Annotated in this window: 21 protein-coding genes; 10 read left to right on the top strand and 11 right to left on the bottom strand. The window is 59.6% G+C overall.

Annotated elements, in window-relative coordinates; genetic code table 11:
• Window positions 1-206: 206 nt before the first annotated feature.
• Genes nirB through cobA form a run of 4 tightly spaced genes read left to right on the top strand, consistent with a single transcriptional unit; the run spans window position 207 to window position 6431 of the window.
• Window positions 207-2660 carry a nitrite reductase large subunit NirB gene (nirB, locus tag FJD34_RS07550; protein ID WP_032863379.1) on the top strand — a complete coding sequence of 818 codons (2454 nt, stop codon included), beginning with the start codon at window positions 207-209 and terminating at the stop codon, window positions 2658-2660.
• A complete protein-coding gene (nirD, locus tag FJD34_RS07545; RefSeq protein WP_032863380.1) occupies window positions 2657-2974 on the top strand; it encodes a nitrite reductase small subunit NirD in 318 nt (105 codons plus the stop codon). Before nirB ends, nirD begins: the two co-directional genes overlap by 4 nt.
• Window positions 2974-5682, top strand: coding sequence for a nitrate reductase (locus FJD34_RS07540; protein ID WP_090291708.1), 2709 nt, complete (start codon window positions 2974-2976; stop codon window positions 5680-5682). The genes nirD and FJD34_RS07540 overlap by 1 nt, the downstream gene beginning before the upstream one ends.
• An 11-nt stretch (window positions 5683-5693) precedes the next feature.
• Window positions 5694-6431, top strand: a complete 738-nt coding sequence (gene cobA / locus FJD34_RS07535) for a uroporphyrinogen-III C-methyltransferase (RefSeq protein WP_065943399.1) — start codon at window positions 5694-5696, stop codon at window positions 6429-6431.
• Window positions 6432-6493: 62 nt separating this feature from the next.
• On the opposite strand, the gene FJD34_RS07530 is transcribed toward cobA, so the two are convergent.
• From FJD34_RS07530 to ppsA, 8 genes are all read right to left on the bottom strand, one after another.
• The gene (locus FJD34_RS07530; protein ID WP_032863383.1) at window positions 6494-7474 is read right to left on the bottom strand and encodes an OmpA family protein; all 981 of its coding nucleotides are present in this window, start codon (window positions 7472-7474) and stop codon (window positions 6494-6496) included.
• Window positions 7475-7581: 107 nt separating this feature from the next.
• On the bottom strand, window positions 7582-8172 hold the full coding sequence (gene sigX / locus FJD34_RS07525) for an RNA polymerase sigma factor SigX (RefSeq protein WP_032863384.1): 591 nt from the start codon (window positions 8170-8172) through the stop codon (window positions 7582-7584).
• Window positions 8173-8259: 87 nt separating this feature from the next.
• Entirely contained in the window at window positions 8260-9084 is an 825-nt protein-coding gene (locus tag FJD34_RS07520) for a mechanosensitive ion channel family protein (RefSeq protein WP_032863385.1), read from the bottom strand.
• 2 nt (window positions 9085-9086) lie between these two features.
• Entirely contained in the window at window positions 9087-9332 is a 246-nt protein-coding gene (locus tag FJD34_RS07515; protein ID WP_029298275.1) for a hypothetical protein, read from the bottom strand.
• 85 nt (window positions 9333-9417) lie between these two features.
• Window positions 9418-10413 (bottom strand): zinc transporter ZntB, encoded by a 996-nt coding sequence (locus FJD34_RS07510; RefSeq protein WP_032863386.1) that lies wholly within the window; start codon window positions 10411-10413, stop codon window positions 9418-9420.
• A 23-nt stretch (window positions 10414-10436) separates the two neighbouring features.
• Entirely contained in the window at window positions 10437-10928 is a 492-nt protein-coding gene (rraA, locus tag FJD34_RS07505; protein ID WP_029298280.1) for a ribonuclease E activity regulator RraA, read from the bottom strand.
• A gap of 229 nt (window positions 10929-11157) precedes the next feature.
• Window positions 11158-12147, bottom strand: a complete 990-nt coding sequence (locus FJD34_RS07500; RefSeq protein WP_090291711.1) for an alpha/beta fold hydrolase — start codon at window positions 12145-12147, stop codon at window positions 11158-11160.
• 99 nt (window positions 12148-12246) lie between these two features.
• Entirely contained in the window at window positions 12247-14622 is a 2376-nt protein-coding gene (gene ppsA, locus FJD34_RS07495) for a phosphoenolpyruvate synthase (protein WP_065943400.1), read from the bottom strand.
• A gap of 178 nt (window positions 14623-14800) precedes the next feature.
• Here ppsA and ppsR point away from each other — a divergent pair, with 178 nt between their 5' ends.
• On the top strand, window positions 14801-15619 hold the full coding sequence (gene ppsR / locus FJD34_RS07490; RefSeq protein ID WP_032863389.1) for a posphoenolpyruvate synthetase regulatory kinase/phosphorylase PpsR: 819 nt from the start codon (window positions 14801-14803) through the stop codon (window positions 15617-15619).
• A gap of 110 nt (window positions 15620-15729) precedes the next feature.
• Here ppsR and FJD34_RS07485 read toward each other — a convergent pair whose 3' ends face one another.
• On the bottom strand, window positions 15730-17154 hold the full coding sequence (locus tag FJD34_RS07485) for an aminotransferase-like domain-containing protein (protein WP_032863390.1): 1425 nt from the start codon (window positions 17152-17154) through the stop codon (window positions 15730-15732).
• Between the two features lie 160 nt (window positions 17155-17314).
• Between FJD34_RS07485 and FJD34_RS07480 the strand changes: the two genes are divergently transcribed.
• The 5 genes from FJD34_RS07480 to FJD34_RS07460 are packed head-to-tail and all read left to right on the top strand — an operon-like array spanning window position 17315 to window position 22785.
• The gene (locus FJD34_RS07480; protein ID WP_162237661.1) at window positions 17315-18208 is read left to right on the top strand and encodes a DMT family transporter; all 894 of its coding nucleotides are present in this window, start codon (window positions 17315-17317) and stop codon (window positions 18206-18208) included.
• 26 nt (window positions 18209-18234) lie between these two features.
• Window positions 18235-20097: a molybdopterin-synthase adenylyltransferase MoeB gene (gene moeB / locus FJD34_RS07475; protein ID WP_032863392.1), complete on the top strand. Its 1863-nt coding sequence runs from the start codon at window positions 18235-18237 to the stop codon at window positions 20095-20097.
• 26 nt (window positions 20098-20123) lie between these two features.
• Window positions 20124-21038: a PLP-dependent cysteine synthase family protein gene (locus FJD34_RS07470; protein ID WP_032863393.1), complete on the top strand. Its 915-nt coding sequence runs from the start codon at window positions 20124-20126 to the stop codon at window positions 21036-21038.
• A 23-nt stretch (window positions 21039-21061) separates the two neighbouring features.
• Window positions 21062-22054 (top strand): serine O-acetyltransferase, encoded by a 993-nt coding sequence (locus tag FJD34_RS07465; RefSeq protein WP_032863394.1) that lies wholly within the window; start codon window positions 21062-21064, stop codon window positions 22052-22054.
• A gap of 2 nt (window positions 22055-22056) precedes the next feature.
• Entirely contained in the window at window positions 22057-22785 is a 729-nt protein-coding gene (locus tag FJD34_RS07460) for an alanyl-tRNA editing protein (RefSeq protein ID WP_065943402.1), read from the top strand.
• A gap of 109 nt (window positions 22786-22894) precedes the next feature.
• Here FJD34_RS07460 and FJD34_RS07455 read toward each other — a convergent pair whose 3' ends face one another.
• On the bottom strand, window positions 22895-23821 hold the full coding sequence (locus FJD34_RS07455; protein WP_090291712.1) for a hypothetical protein: 927 nt from the start codon (window positions 23819-23821) through the stop codon (window positions 22895-22897).
• Window positions 23822-23990: 169 nt separating this feature from the next.
• Entirely contained in the window at window positions 23991-25475 is a 1485-nt protein-coding gene (gene prpD / locus FJD34_RS07450; RefSeq protein WP_032863396.1) for a 2-methylcitrate dehydratase, read from the bottom strand.
• Window positions 25476-25552 lie beyond the last annotated feature (77 nt).

The raw sequence follows: 25552 nt of genomic DNA, 5'->3' as shown, positions 1-25552 counted from the left end.
CAGAACCTCAGTAAATCCGGCTTTTCACGACTTGGCACAACCACTGCATTAGCTCCTGCAACACCCCACATACAGCCCACCCTTCAACGACGAAGGTGGGGCTTTCCCGAGAGAACGGGACCAGGACAAAGGCGTCCTCGCTAGGCAACTAGCGGGACGCCTTTTTTTGTTTGCGCGTGATTGGTCGAGCCATTGCGGAGAACGACATGAAGAAACTCAAACTGGTGATGATCGGCAACGGCATGGCCGGGGTTCGCACCCTTGAAGAACTGCTGAAGCTGAGCACTGAGCTGTACGACATCACAGTCTTTGGCGCCGAGCCCCACACCAACTACAACCGCATCCTGCTGTCGCCGGTGCTGGCCGGTGAGCAGACCTTCGAAGAGATCGTGCTCAACGACCTCGACTGGTACCTGCAAAACAACATCAAGTTGCTGCTCAACCGCAAGGTGGTGCAGATCGACCGGGTCAAACGCAAAGTCATCGCCGAAGATGGCACCGAGGCCGAGTACGATCGCCTGCTGATCGCCACCGGCTCGACCCCGTTCATTCTGCCGATCCCTGGCAATACCTTGCAGGGCGTGATTGGCTACCGCGATATCGCCGACACCCAAGCCATGATCGACACCGCCAAGACCCACAAGCACGCCGTGGTCATCGGTGGCGGCCTGCTCGGCCTGGAGGCAGCCAACGGTCTGATGCTGCGCGGCATGCACGTCACCGTGGTGCATATCGGCGAATGGCTGCTGGAGCGGCAACTGGACAAGACCAGTGGCCAGTTGCTGCAAACCGAACTGGAAAGCCGCGGCCTGGTGTTTCGCCTGTGCGAACAGACCCAGGCCTTGCACGATGCCGGCAATGGCCGTGTGGGTTCGGTGCAGTTCAAAAACGGCGACGTGATTCCCGCCGACCTGGTGGTGATGGCCGCCGGGATCCGCCCCAACACCGAACTGGCGGAAAAGTCCGGTATCCCGTGCAACCGTGGGATCCTGGTCAACGACACGATGCAAACCTACGACCCGCGTATCTATGCCATCGGCGAATGCGCCAGCCACCGCGGGATTGCCTACGGCCTGGTGGCGCCGCTGTTCGAGCAGGCCAAGGTCTGCGCCAACCACCTGGCCCAGCTGGGGTTCGCCACCTACAAAGGCTCGGTGACCTCCACCAAGCTGAAAGTCACCGGTATCGACCTGTTTTCCGCTGGCGACTTCATGGGCGGCGAAGGCACCGAAACCATCACCCTTTCCGACCCCATCGGCGGCGTCTACAAGAAGCTGGTGATCAAGGACGACATCTTGGTCGGCGCCTGCCTGTACGGCGACACCGCCGATGGCGGTTGGTATTTCCGGCAGATCCGTGAGAACCATGGCATTGGCGAGATCCGCGACCACCTGATGTTCGGCGAAAACGCCTTGGGCGACGTCGGCCACCAAGGCCAGGACAAAGCCATGAGCATGGCCGACAGCGCCGAAGTCTGCGGCTGCAACGGCGTGTGCAAGGGCACCATCGTCAAGGCGATCCAGGAACAGGGTCTGTTCAGCGTCGATGAGGTGAAAAAACACACCAAGGCCGCCAGTTCCTGCGGCTCCTGCGCCGGGCTGGTGGAGCAGATCCTGATCAACACCGTGGGCGGTGCGGCTGACGTCAAACCCAAGAGCGAAAAAGCCATCTGCGGGTGCAGCGACCTGAACCACGGGCAAATTCGCCAGGCGATCCGCGACCAGCACCTGCTGACCATCGCCGACACCATGAGCTACCTGAACTGGCGTACCCCCAACGGCTGCGCCACTTGCCGCCCGGCATTGAACTACTACCTGATCTCCACCTGGCCAGGGGAAGCCAAGGACGATCCGCAATCACGCCTGATCAACGAACGGGCCCACGCCAACATTCAGAAAGACGGCACCTACTCGGTAGTCCCGCGGATGTGGGGCGGTGTGACCAATCCTTCCGAACTGCGGCGGATTGCCGATGTGGCCGACAAGTACAACGTGCCGATGGTCAAGGTCACCGGCGGGCAGCGCATCGACTTGCTGGGCATCAAGAAACAGGACCTGCCCGGTGTGTGGAAAGACCTCGACATGCCTTCCGGGCACGCCTACGGCAAATCCATTCGTACCGTGAAGACCTGCGTAGGCAGCGAGTTCTGCCGCTTCGGCACGCAGAACTCCACACAGTTGGGCATTGAGCTGGAGCATGACCTGTTCAATATGTGGTCGCCCCACAAGGTCAAGCTGGCAGTCTCCGGTTGCCCGCGCAACTGCTCGGAAGCCGGGATCAAGGACGTGGGCATTATCGGCGTCGACTCGGGCTGGGAGATGTATATCGGCGGCAACGGCGGGATCAAGACCGAGGTCGCGGAGTTCTTCGTCAAGCTCAAGACCGCCGAGGAGGTGCGCGAATACAACGGCGCCTTCCTACAGCTGTACCGCGAAGAAGCCTTCTACCTGGAGCGCACCGTGCACTACATGCAGCGGGTCGGCATGGACCATATCAAGAAGGCCGTGCTGGAAGACCCGGCGCGGCGCCAGGCCCTGAACGAGCGCCTGCAGTTCTCCCTGTCGTTCGAACAAGACCCATGGAAAGAACGTCTGGAACAGCCGTTGCTGAAGAAGGAATTCGACACCATCGCCGTCAAACAGCTGGAGGTAGTGCTATGAACTGGCTGGATATCTGCGCCCTCGACGAAATCAACGCCCTGGGCTCGCGCATCATCAGTGGCCCGAAAGGTGAAATCGCGATTTTTCGTACCAGTGACGACGAAGTCTTCGCCCTCGACGACCGCTGCCCGCACAAGGGCGGGCCACTGTCCCAAGGGTTGATCTATGGCAAACGCGTGGCCTGCCCGCTGCACAACTGGCAGATCGACCTGGCATCCGGCGAAGCCCAGGCCCCGGATATCGGTTGCGCCCACCATCACCACGCCCGGGTTGAAAACGGCCGGGTGATGCTGGCCCTGCGGGACGCCGGTTGATGGAGCGCCAGACCACCGCATCGACCTGCTGCTACTGCGGGGTCGGCTGCGGCGTGCTGATCGAGCATGATGGCACACAGATCCTCGGGGTCAGTGGCGATCCGACGCACCCGGCCAACTTCGGCAAACTGTGCAGCAAGGGGTCGAGCCTGCACCTGACTGGCGACCTGGCAGCGCGGGCGTTGTACCCCGAATTGCGCCTGGGCAAAGGCCTGGCCCGTGGCCGTACCGATTGGGACAGTGCCCTGGACCACGCCGCCCAGGTGTTCGCCGACACCATCGCCGAGCACGGCCCTGACAGTGTGGCGTTCTATATCTCCGGGCAGTTGCTGACCGAGGATTACTACAGCTTCAACAAACTCGCCCGGGCGCTGGTGGGCACCAATAATATCGACAGCAATTCCCGGCTGTGCATGTCCTCGGCGGTGGTCGGCTACAAGCGCAGCCTGGGGGCCGATGCGCCGCCGTGCAGCTATGAGGACCTGGAGACCAGCGATTGCGTGATGATCGTCGGCAGTAATATGGCCTACGCCCATCCGGTACTGTTTCGTCGGCTGGAAGAGGCCAAGGCGCGCCGCCCGGATATGAAAGTGCTGGTCATTGATCCACGGCGCACCGATACCTGTGACCTGGCCGATATGCACCTGGCAATCCTGCCGGGCACTGACGTCGCGTTGTTCCATGGGATTTTGCATCTGCTGCTGTGGGAAGACTGGATAGATCGCGACTTTATCCAGGCTCATACCGATGGCCTGGTCGAACTCAAACGCCTGGTCCACGACTACACGCCGCAGATGGTCACGCAATTGTGCGGGATCAGCGTCGAGCAACTGCGCCAGTGTGCGCAGTGGGTTGGCACCTCGGCGAGCTTTCTGTCGCTGTGGTGCATGGGGCTTAACCAGTCCACCGCCGGCAGTGCGAAAAACAGCGCCCTGATCAACCTGCACCTGGCCACCGGCACCATTGGCCGCCCAGGTTGCGGGCCGTTTTCCCTGACCGGCCAGCCCAACGCCATGGGCGGCCGGGAAACCGGTAGCCTGTCAAACCTGCTGCCGGGCCATCGTGACGCCAACAACCCCGAGCACCGCGCACAAGTGGCCGCCTACTGGGGGGTTGAGCAACTGCCATCGAGCACCGGCTTGACCGCCATCGAGCTGTTCGAGCAGGTACAGGCCGGCAAGATCAAAGCGTTATGGATCGCCTGCACCAACCCTGCGCAATCGTTGCCAGACCAGAACAACGTGCGCCTGGCCCTGGCCGCGTGCCCATTCGTGGTGTTGCAGGAAGCCTTCCGCACCACAGAAACGGCGGCCTTTGCCGACCTGCTATTGCCAGCCGCCAGTTGGGGCGAGAAAGAAGGCACCGTGACCAATTCCGAGCGGCGCATTTCCCACGTACGCCAGGCCATTGCCCCACCGGGTGAGGCGCGGTCGGACTGGGCGATTACCGTGGATTTCGCACAGCGCCTGGAGCAACGTTTGCGACCTGGCCTACCGAGCCTGTTTGCCTTTGCGCAACCGGCGCAGATTTTTGATGAGTTCAAACTGCTGACACGCGGTCGGGACCTGGACCTGTCAGGCATCAGCCATGCCCTGCTCGACCGGATCGGCCCGCAGCAATGGCCGTTTCCCGCCGAGGCGCAAAGCGGCACGCCACGGCTGTACACCGACGGTATCTTCCCGACCGACAGTGGCCGCGCGCACTTTATCGCCGAGCCTTATCGCGCCGCCAAAGAACAACGTGATGCACGCTTTCCACTAACCCTGATCACCGGCCGCCTGCGCGACCAATGGCACGGCATGAGCCGCACCGGTACGGCGGCGCAACTGTTCGGCCACGTCAGCGAAGCATTGCTTGGCCTGCACCCGGACGAACTGCGCCGGCACCGCTTCAAAGAGGGCGATCTGGTCTGCCTGAAAAGTCGGCGTGGCCATGTGATTGTGGCCGTGACCAGTGATGACAGCGTGCGGCCCGGCCAGGCGTTCCTGCCAATGCATTGGGGTGATCGCTTCCTCAAGGGCGGCGTCAACCTGCTGACTCAGCCGGCATTCGACCCCTTGTCGAAACAACCCGAACTCAAGCACAGCGGTGTGCGCCTGGAAGCGGTGCAATTGCCTTGGCAGCTGTTTGCGCTGATCGAAGGGGACGTCCAGCAACACTTCGAAGCCTTGCGCCCTTTGTGCGAGCGCTTTGCCTACGTCAGCCTCAGCTTGACCGGGCGTGAACGGCCGGCGCTGTTGGTGCGTGCTGCCCATACCGAGGCGCCGGACCTGCAGTTGCTCAAGAACATCGACCAATTGCTGGGCCTCAACGACGGCCCGGTCATGGCTTATGACGACCCACGGCGCTCCATCGGCAAACGGGTAAAAATCGAGAAAGGCCGGATTACCGCGATCCGTCTGGCCGGCGAAACCCTGGCCCGCCATTGGCTGCAAAGCCTGTGGCTGGAAGGCCGGGCCGATGAGCAACTGCGCCGCTGGCTGCTGGCCCCGTTAAGCGCGCCCCCCGGTGCGGGTACGAGCAGCAACAAAATCCTCTGCAACTGCAAGAACGTCAGTGAACACGCGATATGTGCAGGCATCAGCCGCGGCCTGGGCCTGGATGGACTGAAGCAGGAGCTGGGCTGCGGCACGCAATGTGGCTCATGCGTGCCAGAAATCAAACGGCTATTGGCGAGCACCTCGCAGCCAATCGCAATCAGTGTGTGAGGGCAATGAATATGAGCGCAAAAGTCTGGTTGGTAGGCGCAGGGCCGGGTGATCCGGAGCTGTTGACCCTCAAGGCGGTACGGGCCCTGCACGAGGCCGATGTGGTGTTGATAGATGACCTGGTCAACCCGGCGGTGCTTGAGCATTGCCCGAACGCGCGGGTGATTACCGTCGGCAAACGCGGCGGCTGCCGTTCCACGCCCCAGGATTTCATTCATCGTTTGATGCTGCGTTATGCGCGACAGGGTAAATGTGTGGTGCGCCTCAAAGGCGGTGATCCGTGCATTTTTGGCCGTGGCGGCGAAGAAGCGACCTGGCTCAGGGAGCGAGGCGTGAGCGTGGAGTTGGTCAATGGCATCACCGCCGGGCTGGCAGGTGCGACCCATTGCGATATACCGCTGACACTGCGCGGGATCAGTCGCGGCGTAACGCTGGTCACGGCCCATACCCAGGACGACAGCAGCCTCAATTGGCGGGCCTTGGCCGAAGGTGGCACGACACTGGTGGTCTACATGGGCGTGGCGAAGCTTTCAGAGATTGCCCGGCAGTTGCTGGACGGTGGCATGGCTGCAGATATGCCAGTGGCGATGATCGAGAATGCCTCGCTGCCCCAGCAGCGTGAGTGCCGCAGTTCCCTGGCGTGCATGCAGGATGATGCCAAGGCATTCGCCTTGAAGAGCCCGGCTATCCTGGTAATCGGTGCCGTGGCGGCAACAGCGGGTGAAGCTGCATTGTTGGCCAGCGCCTGAGGTAAATCGCAGGCGAAAAAAAGCCCGGCTCAAGAGCCGGGCTTTTTTCTACCACTCAGTAATTACTGAGCTTGAGCTTCAACCGATGCTTCTACGCGACGGTTAACAGCACGACCAGCTTCAGTTGCGTTGTCAGCAACTGGGCGGGATTCGCCGTAACCTACGGAGGTGATACGGCCAGCGTCAACGCCGTCTTTAACCAGGACTTGCTTAACAGCGTCAGCACGACGCTGGGACAGCTTCTGGTTGTAAGCGTCTGGACCGACGGAGTCAGTGTGACCAGCAACTTCTACGTTGGTAGCTGGGTACTGAGCCATGAAGTCGGCCAGGTTTTTCACGTCGCCGTAGCTGTTAGGCTTAACAACGGCCTTGTCGAAGTCGAACTTAACGTCCAGCTCAACACGAACAACCTGAGCAACCGGAGCTTCTGGCTCTGGAACTGGCTCTGGAGCTGGTGCTGGGGTAGGAGCTGGAGCGGCTGCGCCAGCGTTACCGCCGAAGTTTACGCCCAGGCCGACCAGTGCGGAGTAATCCCACTTGCCGTTGTCCAGACCGTAGTCAGCTTCAACACCGGCACGAGCGTACAGGTTGTTGGTGAAGTAGTACTTAACACCAGTACCGATGATGGCTTGAGTGGTCTGATCGCGACCGCTGTGACCGTCAGCCAGTACGTTGGTACGGCTCTGGTGACCGAAACCACCTTCTACGTATGGACGCAGGGAGTCGACGCCAGCCTGACCGAAGTGGTACTGAGCAGTCAGGCTGCCGGTATCACCTTTGATCTTCTGGTTGCCAGTACCGTCGTTCGAACGGGTGTGGTTGGTTTTGTCGTAGGACAAGTTCAAGGACAGGTCGTCGGTCAGGAAGTAACCGATGCGAGCGCCAGGATTGAAGCCGTCTTCGATGTGCTTGACGCTATCGTTGTACTGCTTCTTGTAGAACAGCTCGCCTTCAACTGCGCCTTGGCCTTGTGCCAGAACGCCGAAAGAAGTAGCGGCAATAAGAGAACCAATGGCCAAGCCCAAGGTGTTTTTCAGTTTCATCCGTTAAATCCCCATCTGGTGATTGTAAAGCAGTCCCACATACCGGGGGACAACTCGGCGACAAGTCTAACAGAACTTGCCTACACGTAAGAGATATTTGCACCGAACTAAGTTTCAGTACTGCCCGCAAATTTCTCACGTAATTTATCAAGAGCACGTTTGTAACGCATTTTTGTAGCACTCAAACCCATATGCATAATGTCAGCAATTTCCTGAAATTCCAGTTCTGCGACAAATCGTAGCACCAGAATTTCCCGGTCAATTGGGTTCACATGCACCAACCAGCGATCAAGCCCGCCCTTCTCCTCGGGTGCCGGCGTCTTTTCTTCAGACGCCTCCTCAAGGGGGTCCAGGCTCAACGCGTCCATCAAGCGACGCTTTCGCCGTTCCTTACGATACTGCGTGATGCACTCGTTGTACGTGATGCTGTAGAGCCAGGTTTTGAACTTCGATTTACCCTCGAAGTTCTTCAGGCCATACAACACCTTGAGCATCACTTCCTGACAGACATCATCCGCATCACGATCGTTCCCTAAATATCTTGAACAAACGTTGAACAGAGTGCGTTGATACCTGCGCATCAATTCTTCGTACGCGCGTGTTACGTGAAACAGCTCCGTGTGCGAGCGCGCGACCAACTCCTCATCAGAGAGCTCACGGGGGTCATAGCGCGTGGACAGCGTTTGGGCTTTATTCAAAACAAGTCGTGCCGACAGTCAGGTCAATGTCCGCCACACCCTGGGTTGCCAGGATTGCGGCGGCGTACATTAGCAGGGTTTACCGGGTTAGCGGCTATTGACCTGCTGTTCCAGCAGAACCCGATTGGACAGCGACACTAGTTCGCCATCATCGGTCAGCACCGTAGTCTTCACCGTACCGATCTCTTCAATCTGCCCTTCGACCTCGCCAACACGCACGTGTTGCCCCACCTGATACAACTCACGCACATAGATTCCCGCAAGAATCTGCCCGGCAATTCCCCGGCTTCCCAAACCCATGGCCAGCGCAACGGCCAGACCAACGGTAATCAAAACGATCACAATCACATGGTTGAGCAGGTCAGTCTTGACCTCCAACTGGCTGATCGCCACCGAAATACTGATGATGATCACCAACCCCTGGGCAATTCGCCCCAGGCCTGCGGCATAGTCCAGGCCGACACCTTCGGCAGCACCGCGTACCAGGCCATTGGCCAACTGCGCCAGCAAAACCCCTACCAGCAACACCAGCGCGCCGCCGAATACTTTCGGCAAATACAGCGCCAGCATGTCGAGCGTAGCTGAAACTCGCTCAAGTCCAAGGGATTGCGCCGCAGAAACCAGAAAAATCAGCAAAACAAACCAATAGACGATCTTGCCGATCAACGTCGAGATCGGCACTTGCAGCCCGACGCGCCCCAGCAGCTTGGTCAATCCGGTGCCGGCCATCAAGCGGTCGAGGCCCAGCTTGGCGAGCAGTTTGGAAAGCAGGGTGTCGAGCAGCTTGGCCACGACAAAGCCCAGCAACACCAGCACCAGCGCACCAAACAGGTTGGGAATGAAATTCGCCACCTTGGTCCACAACGCAGTCATTGCAGTGACCAGACTCTGCGTCCAGAGATCAAGTTCCATATTCAATCAGCCTTATCAGCAGTGCGAGCAATAGGTTTACGACGAGAAACAGGTGATACATGGGCCGAACCGTTGTTCAGCGCCATCATCAGTGCCGGCAGCCAGCGACCGAGCAGACCGAACAGGTCGCCCGCGCCTACCTGGCGGTTGGCGGTTTTCAGTACGCGGCCCAGGCAAGCATCGTCGTCACGGTTGGACGGCGAAGCGTTAAGCATGTCACGCAAAGACTGTTCAAACGGATCGTGCATAGGGACCTCTCGCAAGTGATTTAAAAGACGAGGGCAAAATTCATCGGGTCACATGACCTCACCCGCGGTTCAGGTCACGTTCAGGTCAAACCCAGCGTAAACGTCGAAACAACCACCACTGCCCAAGGGCCACCGAGACCATCAACAAGCAGGCAATCACGAAGCCATAGGGGCTCTCGGAGAACGGAATGCCCCCCACGTTGATCCCCAGCAAACCGGTCAGAAAACTCATCGGCAAAAAGATCCCGGTGATGATCCCGAAGCGATACATGGTGCGACTCATGCGCAGGCTCAAACGCCTATCCTCGGCCTCCAGCACCAGCCCCACGCGCTCCCGGCTCAGTTCCAGCTCTTCCAGGTAACGGGTCAGGCTGTTGTTCAATTCATTCCAATAGTCGGCATCGTCATCGACGAACCAGGGCAGTTTTATGCGCGTCAGTTGCGCAAAAATATCGCGCTGTGGTGCCAGGAAACGCTTCAGCGCGGCGGCACGCCGACGGATCTGCAGGACACTGCCATGCTCCGGGGTATACCGTTCGTCGGTATCCAGTTTTTCTTCTTCGATATCGACGATTTCAGACAGGTCACTGACCAGATCCTGCACTTTGTTGGTCAGGTATTGCGCCATGCACAGGATCAGTTCGGAAGCAGTCCTTGGACCTTTTCCATCCTCCAGTTGCACCAGCAACTCGTCCGTGGCGCGCAAAGGCCGCAGCCGCAGGGAGATGACCCGGTCGGCCGAAGCAAAGATACGCACCGACACCATGTCTTCCGGCTCGGCCCCCGGATTGAGGTTGATTCCGCGCAGAAACAGCAGCAACTCGTCGTCCGGCAACGGCAACAGCCGTGGTCGCGTGTTCTCCTCCAGCAGCAGGTCACAAGCGAACTCGCTCAGGCCACTGGATTTGCGCAGCCAGGTCTGGGTCTGGGGATGACTGCGGTCCCAATGCAGCCACAGGCTTTCCTGAGGCTGCAGTTGCAGGTCATCAAGCTCTGTCCGGGCAATCGAACGCGCACCGCCTTTACCGTCCAGCACCAGGGCATGCACCAGCCCCCACTGCGCGTTTTCTTCCTCGAACATCCTCACCCCGTCGATTACTGCGGTTATTCAGGCATTTTCAGCGGGCTGGGCGAAACAATCACGCCATTGTTATCGGCATAGACATATTCGCCTGGACGGAATGTCACGCCGGCAAAGGTCACGGCCCCGCCCAGGTCGCCCACACCCTGGCGATGACTCTTTTTCGGATGGCTGGCCAGGGCCTGCACGCCGAGGTCAGTCTGGGCGAGGACATCAACGTCCCGTACACAGCCGTAGATCACCAACCCTTCCCAGCCATTTTTTGCGGCGCGATCGGCGATCATGTCACCCAGCAAGGCGCAGCGCAGCGAACCACCACCGTCGACCACCAGCACTTTACCGGTGCCGTCCAACTCGGCCTGCTCCTTGACGCGGGAGTTGTCCTCAAAGCACTTGACGGTCACGATCTGGCCACCGAAGGAGTCCCGACCACCAAAGTTGGCGAACATCGGCTCCAGCACCTGCACCAGGTCCGGGTAGGCGTCACACAGGTCGGGGGTAACGTAATGGTTCATCGAAAAACTCCTGTCGGTGAAAGAAGGTGTCGAACATCCACAGCCACATCAAGAAAACGCATCGCAACGGGCATTCTTTAAGACCTGCCGCCTCGTGGGCCGCAATGATCAGACCCACCAGCCTGTAACGCAATAACCACTGCGCGACTGAATATGACCAGAACAGCCTGGTGCGTCATATCTTAGCCGCAAGTCCCATCAAGCGAAACGCCCGTCTCAGAGCCTTATCTCAGACTGTCACGGGCACCTGCGCCTGCGCGCCCACCAAGGGTATCAGTGGATCTTTCAGCCAACGCAGCACCAGTGGCCACACCTCGGCCTGGGCGGCTTTACTGACCAGCATCTCGACATGCCCGAAATCACCGCTGAACCCTTGCTGGCGCCCCAGGCACAGGTATTGACGATGCTCGCTGCCCACTTGTTCAAACAGCTTGCGGCAGGCCCAGTCCGGATCTTGATGGTCACCCGCGGCACTCACCGCCAACAGCGGCACATCGACCTCAGCCAGACCTTTCCACCAATCGCGCTCGGCATCGCCAAAACGCCCGAACAAACCATGCCAGCGCATGCTTTCCAGGGCCAACCCAATGGGCTCGTCTTCCGGACCACGCTTGAGCCGCGAGCCGGAGAGCTGGGCAAAGCGCTTCAGGATCAAGCGCCCACCCCACTCCACCGGCGGAATTTTCAACGGCCAGTAAGTACGACTGACCTGGCAGCCAAACAGTGCCACCGATGCCACCGCCGGCGCGCCCAGGTACTGGCCACCCAAGGCTGCCGCCAAGGTCGTGCCACCCAGCGAATGGCCGATCCAGTGCGGGATCTGCCCGCTTTGCTCTCGCACAAAGGCGGCGATGGCGGGCAAGTCGTATCGAGCATAGTCGGCGACACGATTCTTGGCGTAATCCTGGTTGCGCCGGGAAAGCCCGTGCCCACGCATTTCCGGGATCCATACATCAAAGCCCTGGCGCGCCAGATACGCCCCCAGACCAATGCCTTTGGGCGAATACCAGAAACGTCGATTGGAGAAGCTGCCATGCACCAGCACCACCGGGACACCACGGCTTTGCGCGACATCGGCCAGGCCCAGGCGTGTCACCGCCAGCTCTACGGTGCTGTCGGGACTGTTGCCAGGCTTGAGGCGATAGACATCTTCACTCAGGTCGCCACGACGCTCAGCGCTGATCAGGGCGACGGGAAACAGGTTACTGCTGCTCTGCATAATGTTCTTGCACAAAAAAGGGCGGCGTCCGGAGGGAGTTCCGCCCTGTACAGAATGAGAAATGCCGGCCAGCCACAATGGCTGGCCGGCAAATGGCGATTACGCCGAGGCTTGGCCTTCAGCCAGGAAGAACCAGGTTTCCAGTACGGAATCAGGGTTCAACGAAACACTTTCGATACCCTGCTCCATCAGCCATTTGGCCAGGTCCGGGTGATCGGAAGGGCCCTGGCCACAGATACCGATGTACTTGCCGGCCTTGTTACAGGCCTGGATGGCATTGGCCAGCAGCTTCTTGACCGCAGGATTTCGCTCGTCGAACAGGTGCGCGATGATCCCGGAGTCACGGTCCAGGCCCAGGGTCAACTGGGTCAGGTCGTTGGAACCGATGGAGAAACCATCGAAGAACTCCAGGAACTCCTCGGCCAGGATCGCGTTGGACGGCAGCTCGCACATCATGATCACGCGCAGGCCGTTTTCGCCACGGGTCAGACCGTTCTCGGCCAGCAGGTCAACCACCTGGCTCGCTTCGCCCAGGGTGCGCACGAATGGCACCATGATCTCGACGTTGGTCAGGCCCATCTCGTTGCGCACACGCTTGAGCGCACGGCATTCGAGCTCGAAGCAGTCACGGAACGCTTCGCTGATGTAGCGCGAAGCGCCACGGAAGCCCAGCATCGGGTTTTCTTCTTCCGGCTCATAGAGCTTGCCGCCGATCAGGTTCGCGTACTCGTTGGACTTGAAGTCCGACAGGCGCACGATGACTTTCTTCGGCCAGAAGGCCGCCGCCAGGGTGCTGATGCCTTCCACCAGCTTCTCGACGTAGAAGCCAACAGGGTCGTTGTAGCCGGCGATACGCTTGTCGACGCTGTCCTTGATTTCCACCGGCAGGCCGTCGTAGTTCAACAGGGCCTTGGGGTGCACGCCGATCATGCGGTTGATGATGAACTCCAGGCGGGCCAGGCCCACACCAGCGTTCGGCAACTGCGCGAAGTCGAAGGCGCGGTCGGGGTTGCCGACGTTCATCATGATCTTGAACGGCAGGTCAGGCATGGCATCGATAGAGTTTTGCTTGATATCGAAGCCCAGCTCACCTTCGAAGATGAAGCCGGTATCGCCTTCGGCGCAGGATACGGTGACGCCCTGGCCATCCTTGAGCAGTTGGGTGGCGTTGCCGCAACCGACGACTGCCGGGATCCCCAGCTCACGGGCGATGATCGCCGCGTGGCAGGTACGCCCGCCACGATTGGTGACGATGGCGCTGGCGCGTTTCATCACCGGCTCCCAGTCCGGGTCGGTCATGTCGGAGACCAGCACGTCACCTGGCTGGACCTTGTCCATCTCGGACACGTCCTTGATGATCCGCACCTTGCCGGCGCCGATGCGCTGGCCGATGGCACGGCCTTCCACCAGCACGGTGCCGGTTTCTTTCAACAGGTAGCGTTCCATGACATTGGCCGACGTACGGCTCTTCACGGTTTCCGGACGCGCCTGGACGATGTACAGCTTGCCGTCGTCGCCATCCTTGGCCCATTCGATGTCCATCGGGCACTTGTAGTGCTTCTCGATGATCATCGCCTGTTTGGCCAATTCACTGACTTCCGCATCGCTGAGGCAGAACCGGGCACGTTCGGCCTTGTCCACATCAACGGTTTTCACCGAGCGACCGGCCTTGGCCTCGTCGCCGTAGATCATCTTGATGGCCTTGCTGCCCAGGTTGCGGCGCAGGATCGCCGGGCGACCGGCTTCAAGCGTGTGCTTGTGGACGTAGAACTCGTCCGGGTTGACCGCGCCTTGTACGACGGTTTCGCCCAGGCCGTAGGCGCCGGTGATAAACACCACGTCACGGAAGCCCGACTCGGTATCCAGGGTGAACATCACGCCGGCGGTACCGGTTTCCGAACGCACCATGCGCTGCACACCGGCAGACAGGGCTACCAGCTTGTGGTCGAAACCCTGGTGCACACGGTAGGAAATGGCGCGATCGTTGAACAGCGAGGCAAACACCTCCTTGGCCGCGCGGATGACGTTTTCCACGCCGCGAATGTTCAGGAAGGTTTCCTGCTGGCCGGCGAAGGAGGCGTCGGGCAAGTCTTCGGCGGTGGCCGAGGAACGCACGGCGACAGCCATGTCCGGGTTGCCGGCCGACAGGCTGGCGAAGGCAGTGCGGATTTCGGCGTTGAGCTTCTCGGGGAACTCGGCCTCCATGATCCACTGACGGATCTGTGCGCCGGTCTTGGCCAGGGCGTTGACATCATCGACGTCCAGCGCGTCCAGGGCAGCGTGGATCTGGTCGTTGAGACCGCTCAGTTCGAGGAAATCGCGGTATGCCTGGGCCGTGGTGGCGAAACCACCGGGCACCGAGACACCAGCGCCTGCAAGATTACTGATCATCTCGCCGAGGGATGCGTTCTTGCCCCCCACATGCTCTACATCATGGACGCCGAGCTTATCGAGGGAAACTACGTACTCTACCAAGGTGATCTCTCCACTAACTGTGTTGGAAAAGCTCAGGGCGCCGGCGGCTCAATAGGAGCATTTACCGGCGTTTGTGGCCTGGACCTGGAAAATAAGTGAGAATGCGGCCCACTGTGGGACGGCAAAATCGCGCCTATCATATCCAAGATTCGTCATCAGCTTAAGGCCCAAGGCTCAAATGAAACGATCTGCTTTCTTTATCTCCGATGGCACCGGCATTACCGCCGAAACCCTGGGTCAAAGCCTGCTGGCGCAGTTCGAAAGCATTACCTTCGCCAAATTCACCCGGCCTTATATCGATAACGTGGATAAAGCGCGGGCCATGGTACAACAAATCAATCTGGCCGCCGAAAAAGACGGGATGCGCCCGATCATTTTCGACACCATCGTCAACCAGGACATTCGTGAGATCCTCGCGACTTCCAATGGTTTCATGATCGACATCTTCTCGACCTTCCTGGCGCCCCTGGAACAGGAGCTGAGTGAACACTCCTCGTACTCCGTGGGCAAGTCCCACTCCATTGGCCATAACTCCAACTATATGGAGCGGATCGAGGCGGTGAACTTCGCCCTGGATAACGACGACGGCGCCCGCACCCACTACTACGACAAGGCCGACCTGATCCTGGTCGGCGTGTCGCGTTGTGGCAAGACCCCGACCTGCCTGTATATGGCCATGCAATTTGGCATACGCGCGGCCAACTACCCACTGACCGAAGACGATATGGAGCGCCTGCAGCTACCGGCGGTGCTGCGTACCCACCAGCACAAGTTGTTTGGCCTGACCATCGATCCGGATCGTCTGACGGCCATCCGCAATGAGCGCAAGCCCAATAGCCGCTATTCGAGCTATGCCCAGTGCGAATTCGAGGTGCGGGAAGTAGAGAACCTATTCCGCCGGGAAAATATTGCGCACATCAATTCCACGCATTTTTCGGTGGAAGAGATTTCGGCGAAGATCCTGGTAGAAAAAGGTGTTGAGCGGCGTTTCAAGTAGTTTTCATTTTGGGTCCATCGCTATCGCAGGCAAGCCAGCCCCCACACTTGATGGGGTTCACGCGTCAAAATGTGGGCGCTGGCTTGCCTGGGATAAACGATAACGCGGTCTCACAGATGAAACCGGTCGCCACCCTGCCCCAGCGCCGTGGCCAACGCATCAAATCCCGCACGTAACAGCTGATCGTCCCCGGACGTATTGCAGATACTTGCCCGAATGAACTGCGGCACCGCCGTTTGTCCTACCGCAAAGGCTTCTGCCGTGGCGATCAGGTAATTGTTCTGCTTGAGTTCAGCCTCGATTTCCGACGCACGCCAAGGCTCCGGGACTTCAATCCAGAAGTGCGGGCTGTTGGGGTGCGTTCGGTATTCCAGGCCCATCAACAGGTCCTCAACCAACGTTTTGCGGCGGCTGATCTCATTGATCTGCTGATGCAACAAATACTCTGCCGTGCCGTTTTCAATCCACTGCGTGGCCAACTCCAGGGTCACCGGCGTGGCCATCCAGCAGGTTGAGCGCAAGGCCGCAGAAATACGGCTGACCAGCGCCGGCGGCGCATGTACATACCCCACCCGCAGGCCCGCCGACACAGCCTTGCTCAGGCTGCTGATCAGAATCGTGCGCTCCGGGGCAAAATGACTCAAAGGTGGCGGCCGGTCCTCCACCAGCACCCCATGTGCCTCGTCTTCCAGGATCAACAGGTTGTGCTCGCGACACACCTTCACCAGCGCCTCACGGCGGGCCACCGACAACACGGCGGTCGTGGGATTCTGGATGGTCGGCGTGCAATACAGGGCCGACACCCGGTGATTGCGACAGACTTCGTCCAGCGCCGTGGGCAACACGCCCTCCTCATCCATTTCCAGGCCAATCAGCCGGATGCCGAGCATCCGTGCGGCGGTGATCAGGCCAGGGTAGGTCAGCTGCTCGGTCACCACCGTGTCGCCCGCGCGCACCAAGGCCATCAAGGCGCACAGCAACCCATGCTGGCCGCCATTGACACAGATGACCTGCTCTGGAATCGGATGAAAATCGCGCTGCACCAGCCATTGCGCCCCCGCCTCGCGGTAGCGGGGCAAACCGGCGTCCGGAGTATAGGCACTGATGTCCTGGAGAAACTTGGCGTTGGTCGACAGGGTTTGGAAGCTCTGGGCCAGGAAGGTCGTTTCCTGACCCGGAATATGCATGTTGCGACTCATATCGAAGTACTGGCGCGGCTCCTCGCTGAAATTGCGAAAGCCCTCGTCACGCTGGCGCTCCATCCCACGCTTGCGCACGAATGTTCCATCACCCACCCGCGCCACTACCAGGCCCAGGCGTTCCAGTTCGCCGTAGGCACGACTGATGGTACCGATGGTCACCCCCAGGTTGTCCGAAAGCACCCGGTGAGGCGGCAGCTTTCGTCCCGGCTCGATCAAGCCTTCGAGGATGCCCCGTTCCATGACGTCGGACAGGCGCTTGTACTTCACGCCCTGCCCGCTGGACAGTCCCTCTCGCATAATTGACACCATGTCAATATTTGTTTTGACAGCCATCTTTCGCCCTAATAGTGTGCTTTTACGGGTTCAATCACCGGGTAAAACCTCTAATTACAAGTTCAATATAGAGTTCAATTCCGGCTCAGGGAAGCAATAAACGATGCCAATGTCCGCCGTTCTCGAAAATGCCGAAAAAACCAAATCACACAAACAATGGCTGGCTGGCCTGATCACCAGTGTAATGTTCCTGATTGTCTGCCTGAGCTGGGGCACCACCTGGCTGGGGATCAAGATCGCGGTGGAAAGCGTGCCGCCATTGACCTCGGCGGGCCTGCGCTTCCTGATCGCCTTTCCACTGTTCCTGTGTTTTGCCCTGGTGCGTCGCGAGCCGATCCTGTTTCCACGGGAAAGCCGCTGGTTCTTTGTATTCGTGACCCTCTGCTACTTCAGTGTTCCCTACTACCTGCTCAACTATGGCGAAATGCACGTCTCGTCCGGCCTCACCGCCCTGCTGTTCAGTTGCATGCCGGTGTTTATCCTGATTTTCTCGGCGCTGTTCCTGCGCGAGCGCATCTACTTTTCCCAGGTCGTGGGGATTGGGATCGGTTTCGGCAGCCTGTACATGATCATCAGGAGCCAGGGATTGCACCTTGACCATGCCGAGTTCTTCGGCGTGCTGGCGATTCTGACCGCCGCGATCATGCATGCCTTGTGCTATGTCATTACCAAGCAAAAAGGCAGCGCCATCAGCGTGATCACCTACAACACCCTGCCCATCGGGATTGCCGGGCTGATGCTGTTCGTCGCCGGCCTATGGTTCGAAGCCCCGACCTTCGAGGCCATCACCCTGCGCTCCTGGAGCGCCCTGCTGTACCTGGGCCTGGTGGCATCGGTCGGCGGTTTTATCGTGTATTTCATGCTGCTCAAGCGCCTGAGCCCGATCATCCTGTCGTTCGTCTTTATCATTTTCCCGGTGTTCGCCGTGATCATCGGCGCCTGGTACGAAGGCCTGGAGCTGTCCCGGGACCTGATGCTGTACTCCGCGATCCTGCTGGCCGGCTTTGCAATCACCAAGTTGCCCATCGAAAAGCTCCTGGCCAAGCCCAATTGACCCTTTCCCCACCACGCGAGAGAAACATGGACGTCCTCCGCCAAACCACCCTGGAACAGATCTACGCCCACGCCGCCAGCACCTATCCCGAAGAGTGCTGCGGCTTTGTCTTCGCCGACGGCAGTGTGTACCTGGGCAGCAATATCCAGAACGAGTTGCACCGCAAGAACCCCGAGATGTACCCACGCAGCGCGGCCAACGGCTACACCTTCTCGGTGACCGACACGCTGCTGATGAACAAGGCCTTTCGCACGGACAACCCGGTGGTGGTGATCTACCACTCCCACCCGGATGTCGGTGCGTACTTCAGCGACGAGGATCAGGACAAGGCCCTGTACATGGGGGAACCCATCTACCCCGTCAGCTACCTGGTGGTGGATGTCCGCCAGGGCAAGGCCCTTGGGTCGAAACTGTTTGCCTGGGATGGCACGCACTTCGCCCTCAACCCCTTCAACGACCTGCAAACGGAGTTGTACATGAACGCTGTCTCTTTCCCCGACATCCTGGTGCGCGTGGCCAAGTTGCCAGAATCGACCCTTGAGGGTGCCGGATCGACATTGCGCGAAGTCATTGAAGACACCTGCACCCGCTACCCGCAACTGCGGGCGCACCTGTTCCACGAAAACAACGGTCAGCTCAAGGAGCACTTCCTGTTCACGGCGGGGGAAGAACTGATCGGCCCCGACGAGCCGCTACCCGAAAAGGTAAAAATCGAAGTGCTGCTGGCCACCTCCGGTGGCATGGACATCGACTCGCTGAGCAACGAGGAAGTGCAGCGCTATGTGCGTCATATCACCCTGCCCGGCGTTGGCCGCGAAGGGCAACTGAGCCTGAAGAAGGCCAAGGTGCTGATCATCGGTACGGGTGGCCTGGGCTCGCCCATCAGCCTGTACCTGGCCGCCGCCGGCATCGGCACCCTGGGGCTGGTGGACTTCGACGTGGTGGAAAGCAGCAACCTGCAACGCCAGGTTGTCCACGGCAACAGCACCCTGGGCCTGCCCAAGGTCGAATCCGCCAAGCAGCGCCTGCAAGACCTCAACCGCCATATCCAAATCAACACCTACGACACCGCATTGAATGCCGACAATGCCCTGGAGCTGGTCGGTGCCTACGACCTGGTGATCGACGGCACCGACAATTTCGAGACCCGCTACCTCGTCAACGATGCCTGCGTACAGTTGGGCAAGCCGCTGGTGTACGGCGCAATCTATCGTTTCGATGGCCAGATCAGCGTGTTCAATTATCAAGGCGGGCCCTGCTACCGCTGCCTGTACCCCCACGCGCCACCGGCGGAACTGGCGCCCAATTGCAGCGCCGGCGGGGTCATCGGTGTACTACCCGGGGTGGTCGGGATGATCCAGGCCACCGAGGCAATCAAGTTGCTGATCGGTCTGGGCGAACCGTTGTCAGGTCGGTTGATGCGCTTTGATGCCCTGGCCATGAAATTCAGTGAAATCCGTTTCAAGCGGCGCGCCGATTGCCCGTGCTGCTCCGAACTGCGCGATGAGCACCAACCCACAGCCGCCGTGTGTGCCGATGCCATCCGCAACGCCCCCAGCCTGGCCGAAGAACACTACATCAAGCCCCAGGTGCTCAAGCAGTTGCTGGAACGCCGTAGCAGCGCCGACATCCTGCTGGATGTGCGCGACGCCAGCGAGCTGGAGGTGTGCCAACTCCCCGGCGTGGTGCACATCCCCCTGGCCCAGCTCGACGATCAGCTCGATACCCTCAGCCGTGACAATACCCATTACCTGATCTGCTACGCCGGCATCCGCGCCGAGCAAGCCGCCAGTACCTTGCTGGCAGCGGGCTTTGCCAACACCCGGGTGCTGGAAGGCGGCATGAAACACTGGGTGCGCGACGTCGAACCCGACATGCCTTTGTACTGATCACGGGCCTTGGGGGTACTTATCTGATGCTGCATAACTCCATACTCGACGCCATTGGCCAAACGCCCATCGTGCGCCTGGAACAATTCTCCGAAGACCTCGGCATCGAGGTCTTTGCCAAGCTCGAATCCCTGAATCCGGGCGGCAGCCACAAGGCGCGGATCGCCCTGGGGATGATCCTCGACGCCGAACGCCGGGGCATCCTGATTCGCGATTCGGGGCAAACCATCATCGAACCCAGCGGTGGCAACACGGGTATCGGCCTGGTCATGGCCGGCAATGTGCTGGGCTACAAAGTGGTGCTGGTGATTCCCGACAACTACAGCCCCGAAAAGCAGAAACTGCTGCGCCTGTATGGAGCCAAGGTGGTGCTGTCGGACAGCCGCCTGGGCAACAACTCCCATGGCGAAAAGTGCATGGAACTGCAGTTGGAAAACCCCAGCTTCGTCATGCTCAACCAACAGCGTAACGGCGCCAACCCCCAGACCCATCGCGACACCACCGCCCCGGAAATCATCCGCGCCTTTGGCGAGCGCCAGGTCGACTATTTTGTCAGCGGCATCGGTACCGGGGGTCATATCACCGGTATCGGTGAAACCCTCAAGGCCACCTGGCCGCAGATCCGCGTGATGGGGGTCGAACCCGAGGAGTGCGACCTGCTCAGCGACCGCCATGCGCCGCACCATATCCAGGGCCTGTCCATCGGCTTGATCCCGAGCATTCTCAACCTGAATGTACTGGACGGCATGCTCAAGGTTTCGCGCCTCGACTGCCTGGAAATGATGAAGCGCATCATGCGTACCGATGCCATCAGCCTGGGGCTGTCGTCAGCCGCCAATATGGTAGCCATCGCCAGGCTCGCCCCGGAACTGCCCACCGACACCGTCGTCCTGACCATGGTGTACGACAGCGCCGACAGTTATCTGCCCTGTTTCGAATAACGACAATTACGGGGGTGCCTTCCATGGGAGGCTTTATCGACATGCAACAGTTGCACGATGAGTTGCTGACCCACCTCATCAAGACCCTCTCGCCGGCGCAGATAGCACAGTTGCAGCCGCACCTGGCGCAATTGATCCAGCCGGCGGCGCAGGAAGTGGCCGAGGACCTGATCGCCTATGCCTGGCGCGACCCGGCGTCCAGGGGCCGGGGCGAACTGATCCTGGAATCCTACGCCTCGTTCAAGGCCGTGCTGTATTACCGGTTGGCGCACCGGGTATGGAATCTTTCCGACCAGCCCCACAGCCAGTTCTGTGCCATCGCGCTGACGTTGAGCAACCAGGGCAAGATCCTGTCCGGGGCCGAAATCCACCCGGCTGCCCGCATTGGCCGACGTTTTGTACTGGATCATGGCTTTGGCACGGTGATCGGCGAAACCTGCGAGATCGGCAATGACTGCTACATCCTGTGTGGCGTGACCCTGGGCGCACGAGGCATCGCCAACAACCCTGACGGCAAGCGCCACCCGCGCCTGGGCAACAATGTGGAAGTCGGCTCGGGCGCCAGGGTGCTGGGTTATGTGCTGATCGGCGACAACGTGTTTATCAGCCCCTCCTGTGTCATCACCCAGGACGTGCCCGCCGGCACCAAGGTGAAGGTAGTCAATCAGATCCAGTTGCAGAAAAACGACGAATCAGACGCCAGCAATTACCTCGGGGCATTTGCCCTCGACGAACGTCTGCATGTGGTCGGCGAAGTCAGCACCAGCCACCGGGTCACGGTGCTGGATGCCGACTTCCATCCGCTGTCCAGCCTGGTGCTGGAACCCACGGTCAAGGAGCGTCACCACCTGCAATTTCGCCTGCGCACGCTGCAGGCTCCCACCCATCCACCGCGCCTGCCCCTGAACCTGAAGGTGTGCGGGCCGAAGTTCGAGGTCACCCTGCTTTCCCCACCCGGGTTGAGCGCAATGGTGCGGCGCCTGCTGCAAACCAGCCCACTGATCGTTGGAGGTTGAACATGTCCGTACACACAATGGAAACCCTGGCGCTGTTCGACAGCGCGCCTTACCAGAACGCCTTCAGCGCCCGCGTGATCGCCGTCAGCGAACAGGGCGTCGCCCTGGAACACACCCTGTTCTACCCCACCGGAGGTGGGCAGCCGGGAGATACCGGCTACTTCACCCTGCCCGACGGCAGCCGCGTCAACGTGACAGGGACCGTGCGCGACCCAGTACTGCGCTCGATCATCTGGCACCAGGTGGAACATTGCCCCGAATCATTGCGGGCCGGTGTGCAGGTGGATGCTGGCCTGGACTGGGAGCGGCGCTACCAGCACATGAAGATGCACACCTGCCTGCATTTGCTGTGCTCGATCATCGACGCCCCGGTGACCGGTTGCAGCATCAGCGCCGACAAGGGCCGCCTGGATTTCGACCTGCCGGAAATGACCCTGGACAAGGAAAGCATCACCCGCGACCTCAACGCCTTGATCGAGCAGGCTCATGAGGTCAAGTCGCTGTCGATGCCGGCCTCTGAATATTCCACCCTGCTACAAATCACCCGTACTCAGGCCGTCGCTCCACCGGTGATCCAGGGCGCAGTGCGGGTGATTGAAATTGCCGGCATCGATATCCAGCCGTGTGGCGGCACCCACGTGGTCAACACCGAGGAAATCGGCCGGGTGTTCTGCGAAAAAATCGAGAAGAAGAGCAAGCATAACCGGAGGGTGATCTTGCGGTTTGAGTAACGCATTCGCCAGGCTGCAATTTTTTCCACGAAAGACACAAGTGAGGTTTTGCGAATCGTGTGCCGACAGTGTTCCATGCACTGTCGGCAATGCTACACCGTGCCCCACCTTAAGCGTCTGAAGTGCTGACTTTCTGGTTAAGGTCAACAATTTCTCGCTCAAGCTCTTTAATCACTGCTTTAAAATGCTCAATCATCTTTGCAACCTCAGCGCTCAGCGTTTTGGTTTCAAGGGCCAGACTGTCAATGCTGCTCTGAGTAGCGGGACTCTGTTCACTGGAACCAGCCGCCGCCTCAGGAGTAGAGGCCAGCGGGGCTTGCTCATCATTGGATGCTGATTCGGCGTCGTGGGCTTGATTCGACGAGACTTCTGGAGGTGCATCTGAACCGGAGTTTCCGATTTTTTGTTTGATCTCGCCGATTTCCTGTTGAAGTCGCGCAACCACTTGATTGAAATCATTCCTCATACTCTCAATCGTTGCATGAAGCTCCTTGTTTTCTTCGGACATTTTTTTGATATTGCTAGATGTATTCGCGCCAGATGAGGGTGCCCTCTCATCTGCAGCGGACACTTCAGGCTCAGTGCGTTTAGGGACGCGCCCAGAACCAGAGGTATCAGCGGTGCTTGGAGTCGACGCCCTGGCAGGCGTTTGGGATGTCGCCGAAGTAGGACTTTTTTTAGCCTCAACCTGCTGTTTCAACTGGGCTATTTGCTGCGCAAGCCCATTTACTATCGGTGTGAGCTCTGCCATCACTTGCTTGATCTTGTTTTTAAGCTGAGTGTTCTCTTGGAAAAGCTGTGCAAGCTGGGCGGGGTCGGTAGTCTTCGCCGATGGCGGCGAGTTGACCAGCCCCTTATGCGTCGAAAACTGCCCCCGCTGCGGTGTAGTCATCGGCTGACGAGAGGGTGCTGAATCTGACTGGGGTTGGTCAGGAGTACCTGCTTTGGCGCTGTTTTCTTGCGGTGTGTGCTCTGGCTTGGGTGGCATTTCATAGGCGTAGTTGGGCGCGTACTGCTGAGGACTTACGCTCGTCATGGTGGACCTCTCAGATTCAGGTATTTGATTCACGGACATTGCGTGCCAGGCGACCCGGTAAAACAGGTCATCTGGCTACCTGATTGGTGATTATCTGAATAAGGTTCCGACGATGTAGGACGTACGAATAGCAAAGTGTGTCCACTTCACAACCGGCCACCCGACCTTCTCACATCGCCCACAGGTCCACAAACCGGCTTACGGAAGTCGCTTCAAGCCGTGCCTGGTCCTTGCACAAGGCGAATATCTGCGCACTGCGCTGGGCGGTAAAGCGTGTGGCCAGGTTGGCCTTGAATTTGGCTTCGAGCAACGGAATCCCGTCAACCCGACGACGACGATGGCCAATCGGGTACTCCACCACCACCTGCTCAGTGCTGGAACCGTCATTGAAGAAAACCTGCACCGCGTTGGCAATGGAGCGCTTGTCGGCCTCCAGGTATTCGCGGCTGTAGCGGGGGTCTTCGACAATGACCATTTTCTCGCGCAACTCATCGATGATCGGATGCGCGGCATGGAACTCATCTTCGTACTGCTCGGCCACCAGATTGCCGAACGCCAGCGGCACGGCCGTCATGTATTGCAGGCAATGGTCACGGTCTGCCGCATTGGCCAATTGGCCGACCTTGGAAATGATACGAATCGCCGACTCGTGGGTAGTGATGACGATCCTGTCGATTTCATGCAGGCGGTTTTTGACCTGCGAATGCAAAGTGACCGCTGCTTCACAGGCAGTCTGTGCGTGGAACTCGGCAGGAAAGCTGATCTTGAACAGCACGTTCTCCATCACATAGGTGCCATAGGGTTGGGGCAGGCTGAACGCGCGCTTGTCCTCGGGCTTGAGGGCCAGGTCCTTGTTGGTATGGCTGAACAGCACGTCATAGAAACCCCACTGCGGCGCGCTCAATACGCCGGGAATCCCCATTTCGCCGCGCATGGCGATGTCCGCCAGGCGCACGCCACGGCTCGACGCATCCCCCGCCGCCCAGGACTTGCGTGAACCGGCGTTCGGCGCGTGGCGGTAAGTGCGCAGGGCCTGCCCATCGACAAACGCCTGGGACAACGCCGCCAGCAGCTGCTCACGATTGGCGCCCATCAACTTGGCGCACACCGCAGTGGAGGCGACTTTGACCAGCAGCACATGGTCAAGGCCGACGCGGTTGAAGGAGTTTTCCAGGGCGATCACGCCCTGGATTTCGTGGGCCATGATCATCGCTTCCAGGACCGCGCGCACCGTCAACGGCGTTTCACCATTGGCCACGCGCTTTTGCGAAAGGTGATCGGCGACGGCCAGGATGCCACCGAGGTTATCCGAAGGATGGCCCCATTCGGCGGCGAGCCAGGTGTCGTTGTAATCGAGCCAACGCACGATGCAACCGATGTCCCACGCGGCCTTGACCGGGTCCAGGCGATAGGACGTACCCGGCACCCGTGCACCGAACGGCACCACCGTGCCTTCGACGATAGGCCCCAGGTGCTTGGTGCACTCAGGGAAACGCAAGGCCAGCAAGCCACAGCCGAGGGTGTCCATCAGGCAGTTGCGGGCAGTGTCCAGGGCGTCCCGGGAATCGATCCGGTAGGTGAGGACGTAGTCGGCAATGTCCTGCAAAACCTGGTCGTAGTCGGGGCGGTTGTTCTGGTCGACGTTGGCGCTCATGGCAGTACTCCAAAATGGGTTGGGTGTGTTCCTTCTTCAGGCTCAGGTTATTTTCTCTGACAGGTCTAAAAAGCCTG

Source organism: Pseudomonas brenneri (assembly GCF_007858285.1).
Lineage (GTDB): Bacteria > Pseudomonadota > Gammaproteobacteria > Pseudomonadales > Pseudomonadaceae > Aquipseudomonas > Aquipseudomonas brenneri.
This window is presented reverse-complemented; position numbering and strand designations above follow the sequence as displayed.